Source organism: Archangium lansingense (genome assembly GCF_026626635.1).
Classification (GTDB): Bacteria; Myxococcota; Myxococcia; order Myxococcales; family Myxococcaceae; genus Archangium; species Archangium lansingense.
On record NZ_JAPNKA010000001.1, the window covers coordinates 3,468,961 to 3,486,123 of the forward strand.

14 protein-coding genes are annotated in these 17,163 nt (G+C 69.7%); 5 read left to right on the forward strand and 9 right to left on the reverse strand.

Annotation, left to right across the window (positions count from 1 at the left end):
• Positions 1-15: 15 nt before the first annotated feature.
• From hflX to radC, 4 genes are all read right to left on the reverse strand, one after another.
• Positions 16-1,470 (reverse strand): GTPase HflX, encoded by a 1,455-nt coding sequence (gene hflX / locus OV287_RS13985; protein ID WP_267534516.1) that lies wholly within the window; start codon positions 1,468-1,470, stop codon positions 16-18.
• A gap of 62 nt (positions 1,471-1,532) precedes the next feature.
• Positions 1,533-3,602 (reverse strand): RecQ family ATP-dependent DNA helicase, encoded by a 2,070-nt coding sequence (locus OV287_RS13990; protein WP_267534517.1) that lies wholly within the window; start codon positions 3,600-3,602, stop codon positions 1,533-1,535.
• A 2-nt stretch (positions 3,603-3,604) separates the two neighbouring features.
• Positions 3,605-3,919: a DUF3006 domain-containing protein gene (locus tag OV287_RS13995; protein WP_267534518.1), complete on the reverse strand. Its 315-nt coding sequence runs from the start codon at positions 3,917-3,919 to the stop codon at positions 3,605-3,607.
• Positions 3,916-4,689 (reverse strand): RadC family protein, encoded by a 774-nt coding sequence (gene radC / locus OV287_RS14000; protein WP_267534519.1) that lies wholly within the window; start codon positions 4,687-4,689, stop codon positions 3,916-3,918. The genes OV287_RS13995 and radC overlap by 4 nt, the downstream gene beginning before the upstream one ends.
• A 310-nt stretch (positions 4,690-4,999) precedes the next feature.
• Here radC and OV287_RS14005 point away from each other — a divergent pair, with 310 nt between their 5' ends.
• Positions 5,000-5,509: a hypothetical protein gene (locus tag OV287_RS14005; protein WP_267534520.1), complete on the forward strand. Its 510-nt coding sequence runs from the start codon at positions 5,000-5,002 to the stop codon at positions 5,507-5,509.
• Between the two features lie 12 nt (positions 5,510-5,521).
• Here the strand turns inward: OV287_RS14005 and OV287_RS14010 are convergent, their stop codons facing one another.
• The 5 genes from OV287_RS14010 to OV287_RS14030 all read right to left on the reverse strand — a co-directional run bounded on the left by OV287_RS14010 (position 5,522) and on the right by OV287_RS14030 (position 13,090).
• Positions 5,522-7,570, reverse strand: coding sequence for a response regulator (locus tag OV287_RS14010; RefSeq protein WP_267534521.1), 2,049 nt, complete (start codon positions 7,568-7,570; stop codon positions 5,522-5,524).
• The gene (locus tag OV287_RS14015) at positions 7,567-10,098 is read right to left on the reverse strand and encodes an ATP-binding protein (RefSeq protein WP_267534522.1); all 2,532 of its coding nucleotides are present in this window, start codon (positions 10,096-10,098) and stop codon (positions 7,567-7,569) included. Before OV287_RS14015 ends, OV287_RS14010 begins: the two co-directional genes overlap by 4 nt.
• Before the next feature lie 6 nt (positions 10,099-10,104).
• Positions 10,105-10,482, reverse strand: coding sequence for a response regulator (locus OV287_RS14020; protein WP_267534523.1), 378 nt, complete (start codon positions 10,480-10,482; stop codon positions 10,105-10,107).
• A complete protein-coding gene (locus OV287_RS14025; protein ID WP_267534524.1) occupies positions 10,479-12,488 on the reverse strand; it encodes an ATP-binding protein in 2,010 nt (669 codons plus the stop codon). Before OV287_RS14025 ends, OV287_RS14020 begins: the two co-directional genes overlap by 4 nt.
• A gap of 143 nt (positions 12,489-12,631) precedes the next feature.
• Positions 12,632-13,090, reverse strand: a complete 459-nt coding sequence (locus OV287_RS14030) for a cyclic nucleotide-binding domain-containing protein (RefSeq protein WP_267534525.1) — start codon at positions 13,088-13,090, stop codon at positions 12,632-12,634.
• A gap of 81 nt (positions 13,091-13,171) precedes the next feature.
• Here OV287_RS14030 and trxB point away from each other — a divergent pair, with 81 nt between their 5' ends.
• From trxB to OV287_RS14050, 4 genes are all read left to right on the forward strand, one after another.
• Entirely contained in the window at positions 13,172-14,131 is a 960-nt protein-coding gene (trxB, locus tag OV287_RS14035) for a thioredoxin-disulfide reductase (RefSeq protein ID WP_267534526.1), read from the forward strand.
• A gap of 31 nt (positions 14,132-14,162) precedes the next feature.
• Complete coding sequence (locus OV287_RS14040; protein ID WP_267534527.1) at positions 14,163-15,350, forward strand: trans-sulfuration enzyme family protein; 1,188 nt, start codon at positions 14,163-14,165, stop codon at positions 15,348-15,350.
• The gene (moaC, locus tag OV287_RS14045) at positions 15,347-15,862 is read left to right on the forward strand and encodes a cyclic pyranopterin monophosphate synthase MoaC (protein ID WP_308809565.1); all 516 of its coding nucleotides are present in this window, start codon (positions 15,347-15,349) and stop codon (positions 15,860-15,862) included. The genes OV287_RS14040 and moaC overlap by 4 nt, the downstream gene beginning before the upstream one ends.
• A 70-nt stretch (positions 15,863-15,932) precedes the next feature.
• A complete protein-coding gene (locus tag OV287_RS14050) occupies positions 15,933-17,135 on the forward strand; it encodes an aminotransferase class V-fold PLP-dependent enzyme (RefSeq protein ID WP_267534528.1) in 1,203 nt (400 codons plus the stop codon).
• Positions 17,136-17,163 lie beyond the last annotated feature (28 nt).

Here is a 17,163-nt window from a genome sequence, read left to right on the forward strand (position 1 = left end):
GAGGAGGCCCGCGTCTTACGTCTGGAAGGCGCGGGTCAACCTGGCCATCGCCGCTGGGAGTGCCCGGACCTTCAGCCGTCGGCCCGTCTCGTCGAAGGCCTCGGAGATGACCCGGGCATTCTCATATACCTCGCCGATGCGTGCCTGGCGGGCATAGGGAATCACCAGGTCCGCCTCGACCATGGAGCCCTCGAAGAACTCAATCACCCGCTGGCGGAGCGCCGCGACATCCTCCGGTGAGTGTGCCGAGAGGACAATCGCCTCGGGGTGCTGCTGGAGCAGGGCCTCCCGTGCCTCGGGAGAGAGCCGGTCCGCCTTGTTGAACAACAGCTTGCTCGGGACGCTCTGCGCTCCAATCTCCCGGAGCACGCCGCGGGTGACCTCGAGCTGGGCTTCCCAGGTGGGATCGGAGGCATCCACCACGTAGAGCAGTAGCGAGGCTTCCAGCGCCTCATCCAGTGTCGAGCGGAAGGAGGCCACGAGATCGTGCGGAAGCTTCTGGATGAAGCCTACGGTGTCCGAGACCAGCACCCGCGGCCGGGTCTCCGGTTGCAGCGCCCGCACCGTGGTGTCGAGGGTGGCGAAGAGCTGATCGGCCACCAGCACCTCGCTGCCTGTCAGGGCGCGCATGAGTGAGGACTTGCCGGCGTTGGTGTAGCCGACCAGCGCCACCCGCAGCTGGTCCCTCCGGGCGTAGCGCCGGTTCTCCTGGTCCTGCTGGATGGCCGCGAGCCCCTCTCGCAGCTCGGCGATCCGGTCGCGAATCTTGCGGCGATCCAGCTCCACCGCCGAATCACCAGAGCCCCGGCCCTGTTGGCGCTCGCGGCTTCCTGTCGACTCGCGCAGGCGCGGGGCGAGGTAGTTGAGCCGAGCGATCTCCACCTGCATCTTCGCCTCGCGGCTCCGCGCGTGGCGGTGGAAGATGTCCACGATGACGCCGGTGCGGTCGAGCACCTGTGCGCCCGTGGCCCGCTCGAGGTTGCTCAGCTGGCTGGGCGAGAGCTCATGGTCGACCACCACCACCGTGGGACGCGCCGCGGCTAGCGCCTCGTCGGCCTCCTCCGGTGGTTCCTCCACGGGGCCTTCCTCTTCCGCCTCCTCGACTCCCGCTGCCTCGACTTCCGCCTCGTCCGTTTCAGCTTCCTCGGCTTCGGCTGCCTCTGCTTCGGCTTCCTCTGCTTCGGCCTCCCAGCGCTCACGCGCCTTCGACTTTCGCTCCTGAGCCCCCGAGGACACGGTGCCGCGGCCCCCGGTGATGCTGGCCAGTTCCTTGAGCTTTCCGGTACCGAGGACCGTTCCCGCCGCGAGTCTGTCGCGGCGCTGGCTCACGGTCGCCGCAACCTCGTAGCCGAGGGTGTGCACCAGCCTCCCGAGCTCAGCGAGGTCGGCGGCGTGGTCGGTATCCGAGACGCCGGGGAGCTGCACGCCCACCAGCACGGCAAGAGGACGCGTAGAAGAGGAATTCGACATGACACGCTCGTACCACGTACGTCAGAGGGGAGAGAGCTTCACCTGCTTCTTGCCGCGGAGCCTCAGTGGCGGGCGCTCCGGGACTTTCGCACCCGGGGCGGGACGGGGGCCACCGGAATGGGCTCATGGCCGGCGGCACGGGCCATGAGGCAGATCTCCACCACCTTGGGCCCGAAGCGCTCCCAGCGGCTCTCTCCCGTGCCCTTCACCGTGAGGAAGGAGTCGCGGTCGATGGGGAGGGCGGCGGCGAGCCCCCGCAGTGTCTCGTCATTGAAGATGATGAAGGGGGGCACCTCGAGGTCGCGCGCCAGCTCCTTGCGCCAGCGGCGCAGCTCGGTGGCGGCCAGCTCGCTGTAGCCGTCGGGGCGTCCGGGGGCCAGCGTTGGTGTGGCACGGGGCGCGGTGGAGGGACGGTTGAGCCCTTCCAGGCGCTTGAGCCGGCTACCGGCGCACGTGTCGCAGTTGCCGCACGTGGCCTCCACATCCTGCTGCCCGAAGTACTGGAGGATGAAGGCCCGCCGGCAGCGCTTCGTGTAGGCGTAGTCCGTCATCTGCTTGAGGTGCAGCAGCGAGCGCCGCTCCTGCTCGCGCACCTTGCTCAGGTCCACCCCCAGCTCGCGGAAGGGCACCTGAGACAGCGCGCGGATGGTGCGCCCAGAGAAGGGCCGGCGCACCTGTAGCGCTCCAGCGCGCTCCAGCAGCTTGAGCGCATGTTGAATCTCCTCGCCGGACAGCCCGGTGCGCCGCGCGAGGATGGGCAACTCGGTGGTGTGCGAGCGCCCCACGGGGAACGTCTCCAGCAGCGAGGCCAGCAGGCGCCGTGCATCCGGGGCATGCGGCTGCGCGCTGGGCGCCTTCTCCGTCAGGGTGATGCCGTACTCGCCCTCGCCACGGCTGCCGCGTTCAATCTTGCCCTCGCGCTCCAGGATGCGCAGCGCGGCGGAGATCTCGAACTCGCTTGCGCCCGCCTGGGCGGCCAGCACGTGCTGGCCCTTGTCGAACTCCGGCACGGAGCGCAGCACGTTCCACAGGTCCGAGAGCACGGCCTCCGAGGGGTGGTTGCCCTCGATGAGCCGCTCCTGCGTGTAGACGTCCGCGTGGTTGAAGAGCAGCGCGGCGAAGGCCGGCCCTCGGTCGCGGCCCGCGCGGCCAATCTCCTGGTAGTACGCCTCCACCGCCTTGGGGATGTTGGCGTGGGCGACGAAGCGGATGTCCGGCTTGTCGATGCCCATGCCGAAGGCGTTGGTGGCCACCGCCACCGCCTCCTTGGCGGACATGAAGTCGTCCTGGGCTCGGCGCCGCGCGTCGTCGTCCATGCCCGCGTGGTAGAGGATGGCGTTCACCCCCCGCTCCAGCAGCGCCGAGTGCGTGTTCTCCGCCGACTTGCGCGTGGAGCAATAGATGATGCCGCTGCCGCCGCCCAGGGAGGAGAGCCCCGCGCAAGCCCGGCGCTTCTCCTCGTCCCCGCTGACCTGGAACACCTCCAGGAAGAGGTTGGGGCGGTCAAAGCCCTCGGTGAACACCTGCGGATCCTTCATCAGCAGGGAGCGGACGATGTCGTCGCGCACCTCAGGGGTGGCAGTGGCGGTGAGGGCCACGGTTCGCGGCGGGCGCAGGCGCTTGCGCACCTGGCCGAGCTGCGCGTAGTCCGGCCGGAAGTCGTGGCCCCATTGGGAGATACAGTGGGCCTCGTCCACGGCGAGCAGGTCCACCCCCACCTGGGCCAGGGCGTCCAGGAAGCTGGGGCTACGGAAGCGCTCGGGCGCCACGTAGACGAGCTTGAACTCACCGGCGCGCATGCGGCGGATGCGGTCCGCTCGCTCCAGGTCCGACAGGGACGAGTTGATGAACGTGGCGGAGATACCGCGCCCGGAGAGCTGCTCCACCTGGTCCTTCATCAGTGCGATGAGAGGCGAGATGACGAGCGTCACCCCGGGCAGCAGCACGGCGGGAAGCTGGTAGCACAGGCTCTTCCCCGCGCCCGTGGGCATCACCACCACGGTATTGCGCCCGCTCAGCACGGAGCTGATGACCTGGGCCTGCCCCGGCCTGAACTCACTCAGGCCAAAATGGCGGACCAGGCCTTCCTGGGCTTGCTCGAAGTAGGGCAGGTCCACCGGCATCCGCCGCATATTCACTGTTCCTTATCGGCCGTCAACGACCCAGAGGCTCCTAAGTCCAGGTCCAGCCCGTCAGGTACTGGAACGGCCAGGCGCGCCCTCCACTCGGCCACCTCGCGCGCCAGCCGGGCTCCCAGCTCGGCGTCCAGGCGGCCATCCCGCACGACGTCTCCTTCCCGGGCCCCCGGCGGCAGGGTGGAGCGCGGCACCGTGCACGCCTTGCCTCCGCCCACGGGCACCACCTGCGCCACCTCGTCCTCCAGCACCTCCACCTGCACCGCTCCGCCCGCCCCGCCGCACGCCACAGCACTCAGTATTCCCAGCATCATCCACGCTCTCCCGCCATGCTCCATGGCCCTCGGTTCTCCCCGCCCAGCAGCGGCAACTCGCCCCGCTCCAGCAGCGAGGTGTACGTCCCATCTCCAATCACCACATGGTCCAGCACCTTGATGCCCAGCACCCGGCCCGCCTCGATGAGCTGGGCGGTGAGGCCCAGGTCCTGCCCAGAGGGCTCCGGATCCCCCGAGGGGTGGTTGTGGGCCAGCACGATGGCCGAGGCCCTCGAGGTGATGGCCGCGGCGAACACCTCGCGCGGATCCACCGGGCACGCGTTGATGGTGCCCTCGGCCACCCGGGCGTCGTGCAACAGCACGTTGCGCGCGTTGAAGCACAGCACGTGGAATACCTCGCGCCGCAGCGCGCTCAGGTTGGGCGCGAGGTACGTGTAGATCTCCCTCGGGGTGCGCAAGCGGGGCCGCCGCTCGGTGACACGCTGGGCGCGGCGTCCCAGCTCCAGCGCCGCCATCACCTGCGCCGTGCGCCCCGGCCCCATTCCCGGGCGAGCGCACAGCTCCCGCGGATCCTGCTGCACCAGCTCCTTGAGCCCCCCTCGCGTGGCGAGCAAGGCCTCCGCCAGCGCCTGCGTGCGCGCTCCCGAGCCCAGCAACACGGAGAGAAGCTCCGGATCGGTGAGGGCCGCCGCCCCCAACCGGAAGAGGCGCTCCCGGGGGCTCTCTGCCTCCGGAAGCTTCTCCCTCACCGACCCCTCGCCCGCCGACTCCTCCCACCCCACCGTCGCCACCGTCGCCGTCCTCTCCATCCCGCCCTCCGTCCGCGCTACGGACTCCTCACCGCACCGCCACTCACGCCACCCGCCCGACCAGCCCGCCCTGCATCCGTGCCGGTGGAGAGAGCAACACGCGTGCCGACGGTGCTTCCCTCGGAAGCTTCGCGCTCCCCCCGTCCCGTTGCGCGTGGAGCGGCTCGCTGCTGAGACGGGGACCTGCGACTGCCATGACCAAACCATGATGAAAGGAGCGCACGGCCATGGACCCGCGAGACATGGAGTTCTCTAGGGTGACGTCCCTCTCCACGACGCCGCCCCTTGAATGGGTCGAGGTCTCCTCTCCATGTCCAATTCTCTTCGCCGTCTCGTGTTGATGGTTGTCGGCTCCTGCGCGGTCAGTGCCCTCGGCGCGTGTACGCGCGGCACTGCCGCCACTCAGCCCACTGAGTCGCTCTCGGTGCGCGAGCTGAACATCGTCGACGAGCACGGCCAGGCGCGCCTCCGCATTGGCGCGCCGCTGCCCGATCCCAAGGGCCTCAAGCGCGCGGTGACGGCCGTTGGCATCCAGTTCATGGACCCGAGCGGGCAGGAGATCGGAGGGCTCGCCATGATCGATTCCCTCGACTTCCGTGGGCTGTGCTTCGACAGCAAGGAGGGCTACGAGGCGATCTGCATGAGCCTCATGAAGGAACAGCCCAACATCACCCTCCGCCACGACTGGAAGGAGCGCATCATCATCGGCGTGGAGAATGGTGTGGCGAGCGTCGTCCTCAACGACGCCCAGGGCAACCCGCACCTGCGGCTCGAGGTCGACAAGGACGGCAAGACACGAGTCGAAGGGGTGGGCAAATGAGCGGCTCCCGGCTCAGCGCTCGATGCGGTTGCCGCCCTGGGCCTTGGCTCGGTACAGCCGCTCGTCCGCTGCGCGCAGCAAGGACTCCACGTCGGCGCCGTCCTGCGGCGCCACCGCGACCCCCGCGCTGAAGGAGACGCGGAAGTGCTCGCCCTTGTCCCCCTCGAAGTCGGCCTGGGCGAGCTCCGCTGCCATGCGCGCCAGGATGTCCCGTGCGCCCTCCGCGGATGCCCCCACGAGGGCCACCACGAACTCCTCGCCGCCCCACCGGCACTGCAGATCCTCCCTGCGGAAGCGCGAGGCCAGCAGCCGTCCCATCTGCATCAGCACCCGGTCTCCCGCCAGGTGCCCGTGCGTGTCGTTCACCTTCTTGAAGCGGTCCACGTCCAGGAAGCCCAGCGCCAGGGTCCTGCCCGTCCGCTGCGCCTCGGCCAGCCGCGCACGCAGGCCCTCAAGGAAGGGACGGCGCAGCAACAGGCCCGTGAGGGCATCGCGCTCGGCCCGCTCGCGTGCCAACCGCGCCCGCTCCAGCCGGGACTGCACTCGGGCCCTCAGCTCCTCGCGCAGCACCGGCTTGGCCAGGTAGTCGTCCGCGCCCGCCTGGAAGGCCGCCACCCGGAAGTCCACCCCCGTGTGCGCGGTGATGAAGAGGATGGGCAGGGCCTGCCACTCGGGCATGGAGCGGACGATCCGGCACAGGTCGAAGCCGCTCGGCCCCGGCATCTCCACGTCCAGCAGCAGCAGGTCCGGCCGTTGCTCGGCCAGTGCATCCACCAGGCGATAGGGGTCTCCCAGTCCCACCACCTCCACCTGCTGGCTGGTCAGGGCGACGCTGAGGGCCCGCACTGCGTCCGGGTCATCGTCCAGTACCAGCACCCGCGCGCGCTCCGGGCGCCGGACGGCCACCATCCGCTCCACCGCCTCCGCCAAATCCAACGCGGAGAAGGGCCGGGGCAGGTAGAGCGACGCGCCGGCAAGGATGGCCGCCATGCGGTAGGTGACATCCCCTCCTGTGCCGAAGAAGGCCAGCGGCAACGTTCGTAGTTCCTCCTCGGCGCGCAGCCGCTCCGCCACGGCAAAGCCCCCTTCCTTGCCTCCCAGGTCCACGTGCACCAGCGCTCCATCCAGCCGCTGCCGCCGCGCCACCTTCACCGCCTCGTCCGCGCCGCGGGCCGTTACCACCCGCACCAGCCGGTCCTTCCCCATCCGCTCCACTTCGGCGAGCCACGCCTCATCTTCGTCCACCACCAGCACCGTGCCGCGCGGCTCTACCTCGACGGCCGAGCCCTTCGTCGCCTCAGTGTCCGCATCCTTGGACGGGGCCACGGCCGGTGCGCCGCTCCTTGTCTCCTTGGCCAGCTCCTGCCGCGCCGCTTCCAGGGCCCTCCAGTCCGGGGCTCCCTTTCCATCCCGGACCGGCTTCAGCAACGCCTCCAGGTGCCGTGCCGCCCCGCTCACCGCGTGGAAGCCATAGGAGCCCGCCGTTCCATGCAGCTTGTGGGCGAGCTCGTACGCCGCATCCATCCCCTCGGCGCTTCCGGCCCGCGCCCGCTCCAGCGCTCCCGTCAGCTCCCGCATCTTGTCTTCCAGGCGCGCACCGTACTCGGCGCGCAGCGCCTTGAAGGTGGCATCCAGGTCGTTGGCGGAGTCCTGGCCCTCGGTCATCGCCGCGGGAGGCGGGGACGGGGGCTTTACCGCCAACATCTGCTCCACCCAGAGGAGGAGCTCCTGGGGCGTGTAGGGCTTGTGCAACACGCGCGACACCTTGCGCTGCCGGGTGAGGTGGTCGTGGCTCTTGAGGTCCTTCCAGAAGGCGGAGGCGAAGAGAATGGGCAGGGTCGGGTGCTGCTGGCGCAGCTCCTGGATGAAGTCCGTCCCCGTCATCCCCGGCAGCAGGCCGTCGACGATGGCGGCATCCACCCGGAGGCAGGCGATCACCGTGCGCGCCTCCTTCACGGTGCGGGCTGGCTCCACCTCGTAGCCCCGCTCGCGCAGGTAGGCGGAGACGAGCGACTGCAGGTCCTTGTCATCCTCGAGGAAGAGGATCGTTCCACGGCTCATGAGGCCTCCTTGCGCGGCTCCTCGCCGGCATTCCTGCGGGCCAGCAGCCCTTTGAGCAGCTCCTTCACGGACGCCAGCAGCTCGTCCTCGGAGGTGCGCGCCTTGGTGAGGTGGCGGGTGATGCCGAGCGTGAGCTGGTTCTGGTCCATGGAGGACAGCTCGCGTCCGGTGAAGACGATGAGCGGGGTACCGCGGCCCTTGCCCTGGCGGAGGATGTCCACCACCTCGAAGCCATCCAGCCGGGGCAGGCCCACGTCCAGGACGATGAGATCCGGCGGCGTCGTGCGCGCCAGTGCCACCGCGCCCTCTCCGTCCTCGGCTTCGTAGCAGGCCACCCCCAGCCGCTCGAGCTGGGTCCGCAGCACCCGGCGCGTGCTCACGTCATCGTCCACGATGAGCACCCGCGCCTGGCCCGGCCGGCGGATGGCGTGGCGCAGCGCCAGGAGGAAGCGCGTCTCATCGAAGGGCTTCTCCATCCAGTCCACCAGCAGCGGCTGGACGACTCCCTCCTCCTGCGGCGAGTGCCCCGACAGCAACAACACCGGCAGCTCCCGGGTGCGCGGCTCCTCGCGCAGCTTGCGGACGAACTCCAATCCTCCGTCCATGTTCTGCGCATCCAGCACCAGCATGTCCGGCGCGCCCACCTCGATGAGTTTCTCCGCCTCCTCGAGCGAGGGACTGCGCAGCACGCGGTAGCCCTCGTGGGTGAGCAGGCCGCGCAGCAGGCCGGACAGCTCCGAGTCCGTCGTCACCGCGAGAATGGTGTAGCGGGACTCGTCCGTCACGACGGAGCTGGGGCCGGAGCCCACGCGCAGCGCTGTCAGCGAGAAGGTGAAGGTGGCGCCCTGGCCCGGCTCGCTGTGCACCTCGATGCGGCCGCCGTGCTGCTCGACGATGGCCTGGGAGATGGCCAGGCCCAGGCCGGTGCCTCCCTTGGTGCGCGTGTCCGAGCTGTCGAGCTGCTGGAACTTGCCGAAGAGTCGGTCGCGCTGGTCCAGGGGGATGCCCGGCCCCTGGTCCACCACGGAGAAGCGCACCTGGCCGCGCGCGTCCCGGGCGGCTCGCACCTCCACCTGGCAGTCCGGAGGGGAGAACTTGATGGCGTTGGAGACGAGGTTGGTGAGCACCTGGATGAGCCGGTCCCGGTCCGCTCGCACCGGGCCCGCGCCTCCTGCCTCGGCGTTCAGGCGCACCTTCGCCGAGTCCGCCATGCCCTGCACTCCGCTGAAGGTGGCCTCGATGACCTCAGCCGTCTCCACCGACTGGAGCTTCAGCTCCAGCTTGCCGGACTCCATCTTCTCGAGGTCGAGGATGTCGTTGATGAGGCGAATGAGGCGCTCGGTGTTGGTGCGGGCGATGCGCACCATGTCCTGGGCCTGGGGAGGAAGCTCGCCGAGGACACCGCCCTCCAGCAGGCCGAGGGAGCCGCGGATGGAGGTGAGGGGCGTGCGCAGCTCGTGGCTGACAGTGGAGACGAACTCGTTCTTCAGCCGCTCCACCTCGCGGCGCTCGGTGATGTCACGCACGTAGGTGGTGAAGCGTGCGGGGCCGTCGCTGCGCACGCGTAGGAAGGTGAGCTCGGCGGGGAAGGAGTTGCCGTCGGCGCGCAGGCCCTGCAGCTCCAAGCGGGTGGCGCGGCCGGGGGCGGCGTCGGCCCGGAGCGAGCGTGCCACCGTGGCGCGCTGTTCGGGCATCACGGTGGCGGCCAGGGCCAGGGAGAGGAAGTCCCGGCCCAGCGCCTGCGCCCGCGACAGCCGGAAGATGGACTCCGCGGCGGGGCTGAACTCCAGGATGCGGCCCGTCTCATCCAGGGAGATGATTCCGTCGAGGGAGCTCTCCAGGAGGGCCGCCTTGCGCGCCTCGCTCTCGCGCAGCTCCGTGTTGGCGGCGGACAGGGCCGCGGTGCGCTCCTCCACGCGCGCCTCCAGCTCCGCGTTGAGCGTGTCGAGCGCGGCGCCCGTGCGCGACAGCCGCACCAGCACCACCAGGACGAAGGCGACGAGCAGCAGCGAGACGGCGAAGAGGGTGATGCGGAAGCGCTCGGCACGCGCGAGGGCTCCCTCGTAGAGCTGGAGGTAGGTGGTGATGAGCCGCTCGGCCTCGGGGCTGGCGGGGCTGTCCAGCAGCAGCCGGAGCGTGGCCTCGGCCTCGCCCGCCTCCTGTGTCTGGAGGCGCACCATCAGGGCCTCTTCGTCCGCCAGGGCGCGCAGGTAGTTGTCCAGCACGGCGCCCAGGGTCCGCCGCTCCGGCTCCGTGAGGAACGAGGGGAAGGCGCGCAGCTCCTCCGCCCTTGTGCGCAGTGCGGCGAGAGCCTCCCGCGGTGAGCCATGGACCCGGGGCATGCCCACGTGGGAGCGGAGGAGGTCCTGCTCCAGCTCTGCGCTCTGGACGCGGAGCTGGCGCAGCCGGGTGCGGTAGCTGTCATGCTCGGCGGCCGGCATCGGGCGGCCCAGGATGAAGAGCACACACAGGAGCGCGAGCGCCCCCGCGGCGAGCACCACAGAGCGTTTCGAGAGACGGGTCTTCACGGGGCCTCAGGCGGGCGGCAGCAGCTTCTTGATTTCCGTGGGCAGGGTCATGGGATCGAACGGCTTGCCGATGACGCCCACGGCTCCCAGCTCCAGGTAGCGCGCCACTTCCTGCTTCTGGATTTTGGCCGTCATGAAGATGACGGGCGTCTTCGCGGTGGCTGGCTGGGCGCGAAGCTGGCCCAGGGTGGTGGGCCCGTCCATGCCCGGCATCATCACATCCAGGAGGATGAGGTCCGGTTGCTCGGCGGCGGCCTTGCTCACGGCCTCGGCGCCCGAGGCGGCGAGCACTGTCTGCCAACCGCCCACGCGGCTGAGGCTGATCTGCCCGATGGTGCGGATATCGTCCTCGTCGTCCACGAGCAGCACCTTGCGAATCGTCATGGGGAACCTCTCGGAGGCAGGGAGTGAGCGCCGTTGGCGGCGGACTGCAGGAGGCGAAGCACGGCGGAGCGCAGCTCCTCATTGGAGGCGCGGGACTTCACCAGCACGGCGGAGACCTGGCGAGCCACTTCGGGCTCGGCCTCGCGCACGGAGAAGAGCACCACCGGGCCGGCGGCGAGTAGCGGGGCCAGCGGCAGCAGTCCACCCTCGGGGAGGACGGGTTCGGCGATGACGAGCGGGAAGGGCCCGGAGCGCAGCGCGGACTCGGCTTCCGGCGGGTTGCGCGCGGGGACCACGTCCGCCACGTCCCGCAGCACGTCCGCCACCACGCGGCGGTTGTCCTCGTCCGCCTCCACGTGCAGCACGCGCGGGCGAGCCCCTGGTGTGGACTCCGTGGTCTTCTCCACCTGCCGCGGCATGGGCGTGGCGCTGGCTCCCGTCTCCGCGTGCCACTCGGGCAGCTCCACCCGGAAGGTGGTGCCCAGACCGTCGCCGGTGACGAAATCCAGCGTGCCGCCCATCCGCTCCACCAGCGCGCGCGCGATGGAGAGCCCCAGCCCGGTGCCTCCCTTGCGCCGAGTGTCGGAGCCGTCCGCCTGGGCGAACTTCTCGAAGATGCGCGCGCGGAAGGACTCGGGGATGCCTGGCCCCCGGTCTTCCACGCTCACGCGCAGTCGCGTGGCCACCCGCGCCAGCCGCAGCGTCACCCGCTCACCGCGGGGAGAGAACTTGAGCGCGTTGGACAGCAGGTTGGCCAGCACCTGGAGGAGGCGGTCCCCGTCCACCATCGCTCGCGCCTCGGGCGCCTCCACCGCCAGCTCCACGGTGGCGCCGCACTCCTCCGCGTAGCCGTGGTGCGCCTCGACGGCCTGGGCGAGCAGCGCGCGCAACTCCAGGGGCTCCAGGTGGAAGTCCAGCTTGCCGGACTCCATCTTCTCGAGGTCGAGGATGTCGTTGATGAGGCGGATGAGGCGCTCGGTGTTGGTGCGGGCGATGCGCACCATGTCCTGGGCCTGGGGAGGAAGCTCGCCGAGGATGCCGCCCTCCAGCAGGCCGAGGGAGCCGCGGATGGAGGTGAGGGGCGTGCGCAGCTCATGGCTGACGGTGGAGACGAACTCGCTCTTCATCCGCTCCACCTGGTGGCGCTCGGCCTCCAAGCGCTTCTGCTCGGTGACGTCGCGCGCCACCCCATAGAGGATGCCCTCCTCCGAGTTGATGGTGGCGTTCCACTGGAGCCAGTGCCAGGTGCCGTCCTGACCGCGGCAGCGGTGCTCGAAGTAGGGGAGGTGCTCGTCTCGAGCACCCCGCGCCAGCCACTCGGCGGTGGAGGCCCGGTCCTCCTCGTGCACCAGCTCCAGCAGCGGCGTGGTGAGCAGCGTCTGCTCGGAGTAGCCGAGCGTCCGGGTCCAGGCCCGGCTCAGCCTCCGGAAGGTGCCATCCAGCCCCGCGATGCAGAGCATGTCCACGGATAGCTCGAAGAAGCGCTCCTGCTGCGCCAGCGCGGTGCGTGCCTCCTGGACGGTGAGGGCGTTGAGCTCCAACTCCACCCACGAGGCCAGGTCCTCCAGCAGCTGACGCTCCTCTTCGCTGAAGTCGCGCGCCTGGCGGTCAATGAGGCAGAGCGTCCCCACGGCACTGCCGTCCGTGGCGTGGAGGGGGTGGCCCGCGTAGAAGCGGACGTGTGGCTCGCCGGTGACGAACGGGTTGTCGGCGAAGCGCAGGTCCTCGAGGGCGTCCCGCACCACGAAGGTGTGCGGGGTGAGGATGGCGTGGCCGCAGAAGGAGAGGCTGCGCTCCGTGGAGGAGCCCTCCAGGCCCACCCGGGCCTTGAACCACTGCCGGGAGCCGTCCACCAAGGAGACGAGGGTGATAGGGACGCGGAACATCCGCGCGGCCATCCGGACGATGCGGTCGAAGCGCTCCTCGGCCGGGGTGTCCAGCAACCCCAGACGCAGCAGGGCCTGGAGACGCCTCGGTTCATCGGGCGGGAGGGGGGGTGGAATCATGGGGTTCGCGGGGCGCGGAGGAGACGCGAGGACCCAGTCTATCCGGGGCTCGCGGGAAGGGGGCTTCCCCTCGCACATCCGCCACCCCAGTGGGTTCCCGGGCTACCGGGCAAGTGGAGACCCGGCCGGAGTGGGACACCGCGTTAGAAACGCGACAGCGCCAGAAACGTCTTCATCTTCGCATTCGTCTCGCGCAGGCGGACGGAGAGGGTGCGGACAAAGCTCCACAGCAGGACGTAGGCCAGGTCCTTGTCGGTGAACATCAGGTGATCCAACTGCTCGCGCTCGATGACCCAGAGGGTGCACGAGGTGTGCGCATAGGCGTCCGCCGAGCGGGGGATGGCCTCGATGACGGACATCTCCCCGAAATATTGGCCCTTTTCCAGGATGGCGAGTGCCTCTTCGCCCATGCCGGGCACCTGCTGGGAGATGCGGACCTTGCCCTCCAGGATGATGAACATGTCCCGGCCGTCCTCTCCCTCGCGGAACAGGCAGGCGCCTGCTTCATAACCCCGAGGGCGAGCGATCGCCGCCACCCGGAGCAGCTGGCTCTGGGTGAGGCCCTCGAAGAGCGCAACCTTCTGGAGGATCGAGGCATCCATTGTGGCGCTGCTTCGTACCACGACCATGGGGGCTCTGGTACGGTGGCGCCCCATTTCAAGGAAACACAGGAGCGACGACCCGTGGCGGAGAAGATCAACAAGGTGACCATCATCGGCTCGGGGCCCGCGGGCTACACCGCGGCCATCTACGCCGCGCGCGCCAACCTTCAGCCGGTCATGTTCGCGGGCGGTCCCACGCTCGACGACCCCCAGCGCGTGCCGGGCGGCCAGCTCATGGTGACCACTGACGTGGAGAACTACCCCGGATTCCCCGAGGCTATTACGGGCCCGGAGATGATGGAGCGCTTCCAGAAGCAGGCCGAGCGCTTTGGCACCGTCATCCACATGGAGAACGTGGTGAAGGTGGACTTCTCCAAGCGCCCCTTCTTCATCCAGGGCGAGAGCGAGAGCTGTTACTCGGAGACCGTCATCATCGCGACGGGTGCGACCGCGAAGTGGCTGGGGGTGAAGGGCGAGGACTCCTTCAAGAACCGGGGAGTGTCCGCCTGCGCCACGTGTGACGGCGCCTTCTTCAAGAACCAGGACGTGCTGGTGGTGGGCGGCGGCGACACGGCGATGGAGGAGGCCACCTACCTGGCGAAGATCGTCAAGAGCGTCACGGTGGTGCACCGGCGCGACAGCCTGCGCGCCTCGAAGGTGATGCAGGAGCGGGCCCTGAAGAACCCGAAGATCTCCTTCCTGTGGGACAGCGCCATCGACGAGGTGGTGGGCGACAACAAGGGGATGTCGGGTGCGGTGGTGCGCAACCTGAAGACGAACGACACGAAGCTGGTGCCGGTCACGGGCCTGTTCGTGGCCATCGGCCACACGCCCAACACGGGCCTGTTCCAGGGCGTGCTGGAGACGCACCAGGGCGGCTACCTCAAGACGGTGCCGGGCAGCACCCGCACCAACATTCCGGGCGTGTTCGCCTGCGGCGACGTGCAGGACAGCTACTACCGGCAGGCCATCACCGCGGCGGGTACGGGCTGCATGGCGGCCATCGACGCCGAGCGCTGGCTCATCGAGCAGGGCGAGTAGGCCCGCTCGGCACGGCACCCGGGAGACATTGATGAGCACCAAGCGGAAGACGGTGGCGGTGCATGCGGGCTCGCAGCTGACGGGCAGCAAGTCCCAGCCGGTGGTGCCGCCGATCCACGTGTCGGCGGTGAGCTTCTTCGACAGCAGCGACGAGCTGGACGCGGCGCTGGACGGGAAGGACTACGTCTACTCGCGCATCGCCGCGCCCAATGCGGCGCTGCTGGAGGAGGCGGTGGCGGCACTGGAGGGGGCGGAGGCCAGCGTGGTCTACGCGAGCGGCATGGCCGCCCTCAAGGCCGTCTTCGAGGCGCAGAACCTGAAGGCCGGCGACGTGGTGGTGATGTCGGCGGACGGTTACGGCGTCACGCGGTCGCTCTTCAAGAACCTGGCGGCCCGGGCCGGGGTGCGCATCGAGGCGCTCATGCTCACCGACGCGGCGGCGACCGAGCGCATCGTCGCGCTGCGGCCGAAGCTGGTGCTGGCTGAGAGCGTCACCAACCCGCTGCTGCGCGTGCCGGACATCCGGGCGCTGGCGCGGGCGAGCCGGGAGGTAGGGGCGGCGCTGGCGGTAGATGCCACCTTCCCCTCGCCGTACGGGCAGCGGGCGTGCGAGCTGGGGGCGGACTACGCCATCCAGTCCACGACGAAGTGGCTCAACGGGCACAGCGACGCGCTGGGCGGCTCGGTGAGTGGCACCCGGGAGAAGCTGGCGCCGCTGCGGGCCGCGCGTCTGCTGGGCGGTGAGGTGCTGGGGCCCTTCGAGGCGTGGCTCACCCTGCGTGGGGTGCGCACGCTGCCGGTGCGCATGAAGGCCCATTGCGAGCATGCCGCCCACGTGGCGAAGCGGCTCTCCGAGTCCCCGCTCGTCGAGCGCGTCCACTACCCGGGCCTGCCCAACCACCCGGACCACGCGGTGGCGAAGCAGGTGCTGGAGGGTGGCTTTGGCGGCATGGTGGCGTTCGACATCAAGGGCGCGGGCCGGCCGGACTGCTTCCGCTTCCTGGAGGCGGTGAAGTTGGCGAGGGCGGCGCCGTCGCTTGGAGACGTGTGCACGCTGGTGATGCACGCGGCCAGCGCGAGCGCGCGGCGGATGACGTCCGAGGAGCGGCAGGCGGCCGGTATCGGCGAGAGCCTCATCCGCGTCTCGGTGGGCTTGGAAGACCCGGATGATATTGCGGACGACCTGCTCGCCGCGGTGTCGGAGGCGATGAAGCGGTGAAGATGGTGGATGTAGGAGGGAAGGAGAAGACCGAGCGTGTGGCAGTGGCCACCGCCCGGCTGCGCATGCTTCCCGCGACGCTCGAGCGGATTCTGCAGGGCAAGGTGGAGAAGGGGGACGTCCTGGCTGCCGCGCGCCTGGCTGGCGTGATGGCGGCCAAGCGGACGCCAGACATCGTTCCCCTGTGCCACCCCATCGCGCTCTCCGGGGTGGAGGTGCAGCTGGAGCCCCAGAAGGACGCGCTGGAGATTCGGGTGACGGTGCGCACGGTGGACCGCACGGGCGTGGAGATGGAGGCGCTCACCGCGGCGTGCGCGTCGGCCCTCACGGTCTACGACATGTGCAAGAGCGTGGACCGGGGCATGGTGATGGAGGCCGTGCAGCTGGAGCACAAGTCCGGCGGCCGCTCTGGCACATGGGACCGCGAGGGCGCTCCCTCGCGCGAGGGGCGTTCCGCGAAAAAGTCCGCGACGCGCTCCCGGGGCAAGACTGCCCGCCCGGTGGGCCGGTAGTCCTCCCCGGTTGGGAAACCCGGGGTCCGCGTGGAAAGGACCCCGGGCGTGGGATGTGTTGGTCAGGGGCATGCCTCCTGCCCAGACTGACTCGTTGCTGAAGTGGCGCTCGGAGTTCCCCATCCTCGAGCGCAAGGCCGGCTACCTCATCAACAACTCGCTGGGTGCGATGCCTCGCAAGGCGCGCCAGCACCTGAACGACTACGCGGACCTCTGGGACACCGAGGGCGTGGTGGCCTGGCACTCGTGGCTGCCCATGGTGACGCAGACAGCGGACCTGCTCGGCTCCATCATCAATGCGCCGCCGGGCACCATGAGCATGCACCAGAACGTGAGCACGCTCATCTCCGTGCTCATCTCGGGCCTGTCCTTCTCGGGCCGGCGCAACAAGGTGGTGCTCACCGAGCTGAACTTCCCTTCGGTCGTCTACAACTGGATGGCTCAGCGCAGGAATGGCGCTCGCATCGAGGCGGTGAAGAGCCGCGATGGCGGGCTCAACATCGAGACGGAGGATCTGCTCGCCGCCATCGATGACGAGACGCTGGTGGTGTCGCTGGACCTGGTGCTGTTCCGCTCCTCGGGGCTGGTGGACGTGAAGCCAGTCATCGAGAAGGCGAATCGGCACGGCGCGCTGGTTGTCCTCGACTGCTACCAGGCCACGGGGGCGGTGCCCATCGACGTGCGGGCGCTCGGGGTGGACTTCCTGGTGGGCGGGAGCGTGAAGTGGCTGTGCGGTGGCTCGGGGGCGGCGTACCTCTACGCACGCCAGGAGCTCATCCCGGACTTCAAGCCGAGGATGACGGGGTGGTTCTCGGACGCGCACCCATTCGATTTCCACTTCGGCGATGTGGAGTACGCGGCGGACGCGCACCGCTTCATGGGGGGCTCGCCGTCGGTGCCCGCGCTGTATGCGGCTCGCGCGGGTTACGAGATCATCCGAGAGGTGGGCGTGGCGGCCATCCGCGAGAAGTCGCTGCGGCAGACGTCCCTGGTGATGGCGCTGGCGGACGAGCAGGGGCTGAAGGTGAACACGCCTCGTGCGCCCCACCGGCGGGGCAACACGGTGTGCGTGGACTTCGAGGGCAGCGAGGACGCGTGCCACCGCCTCATCGAGCAGGGCTTCGTGGTGGACTGGCGGCCCAACGGGGGCATCCGCATCTCGCCGCACTTCTACAACTCGGACAGCGAGTGCCGGTCCATCATGGAGGCCATCCGTGAGCTGCGCAGGTCCAGGACGCTCCAGATGTTCCCCGTGGAGTCGCGGGCCCACTGAGCCAGCGCGCTTGCGGTCCTATTCAGGC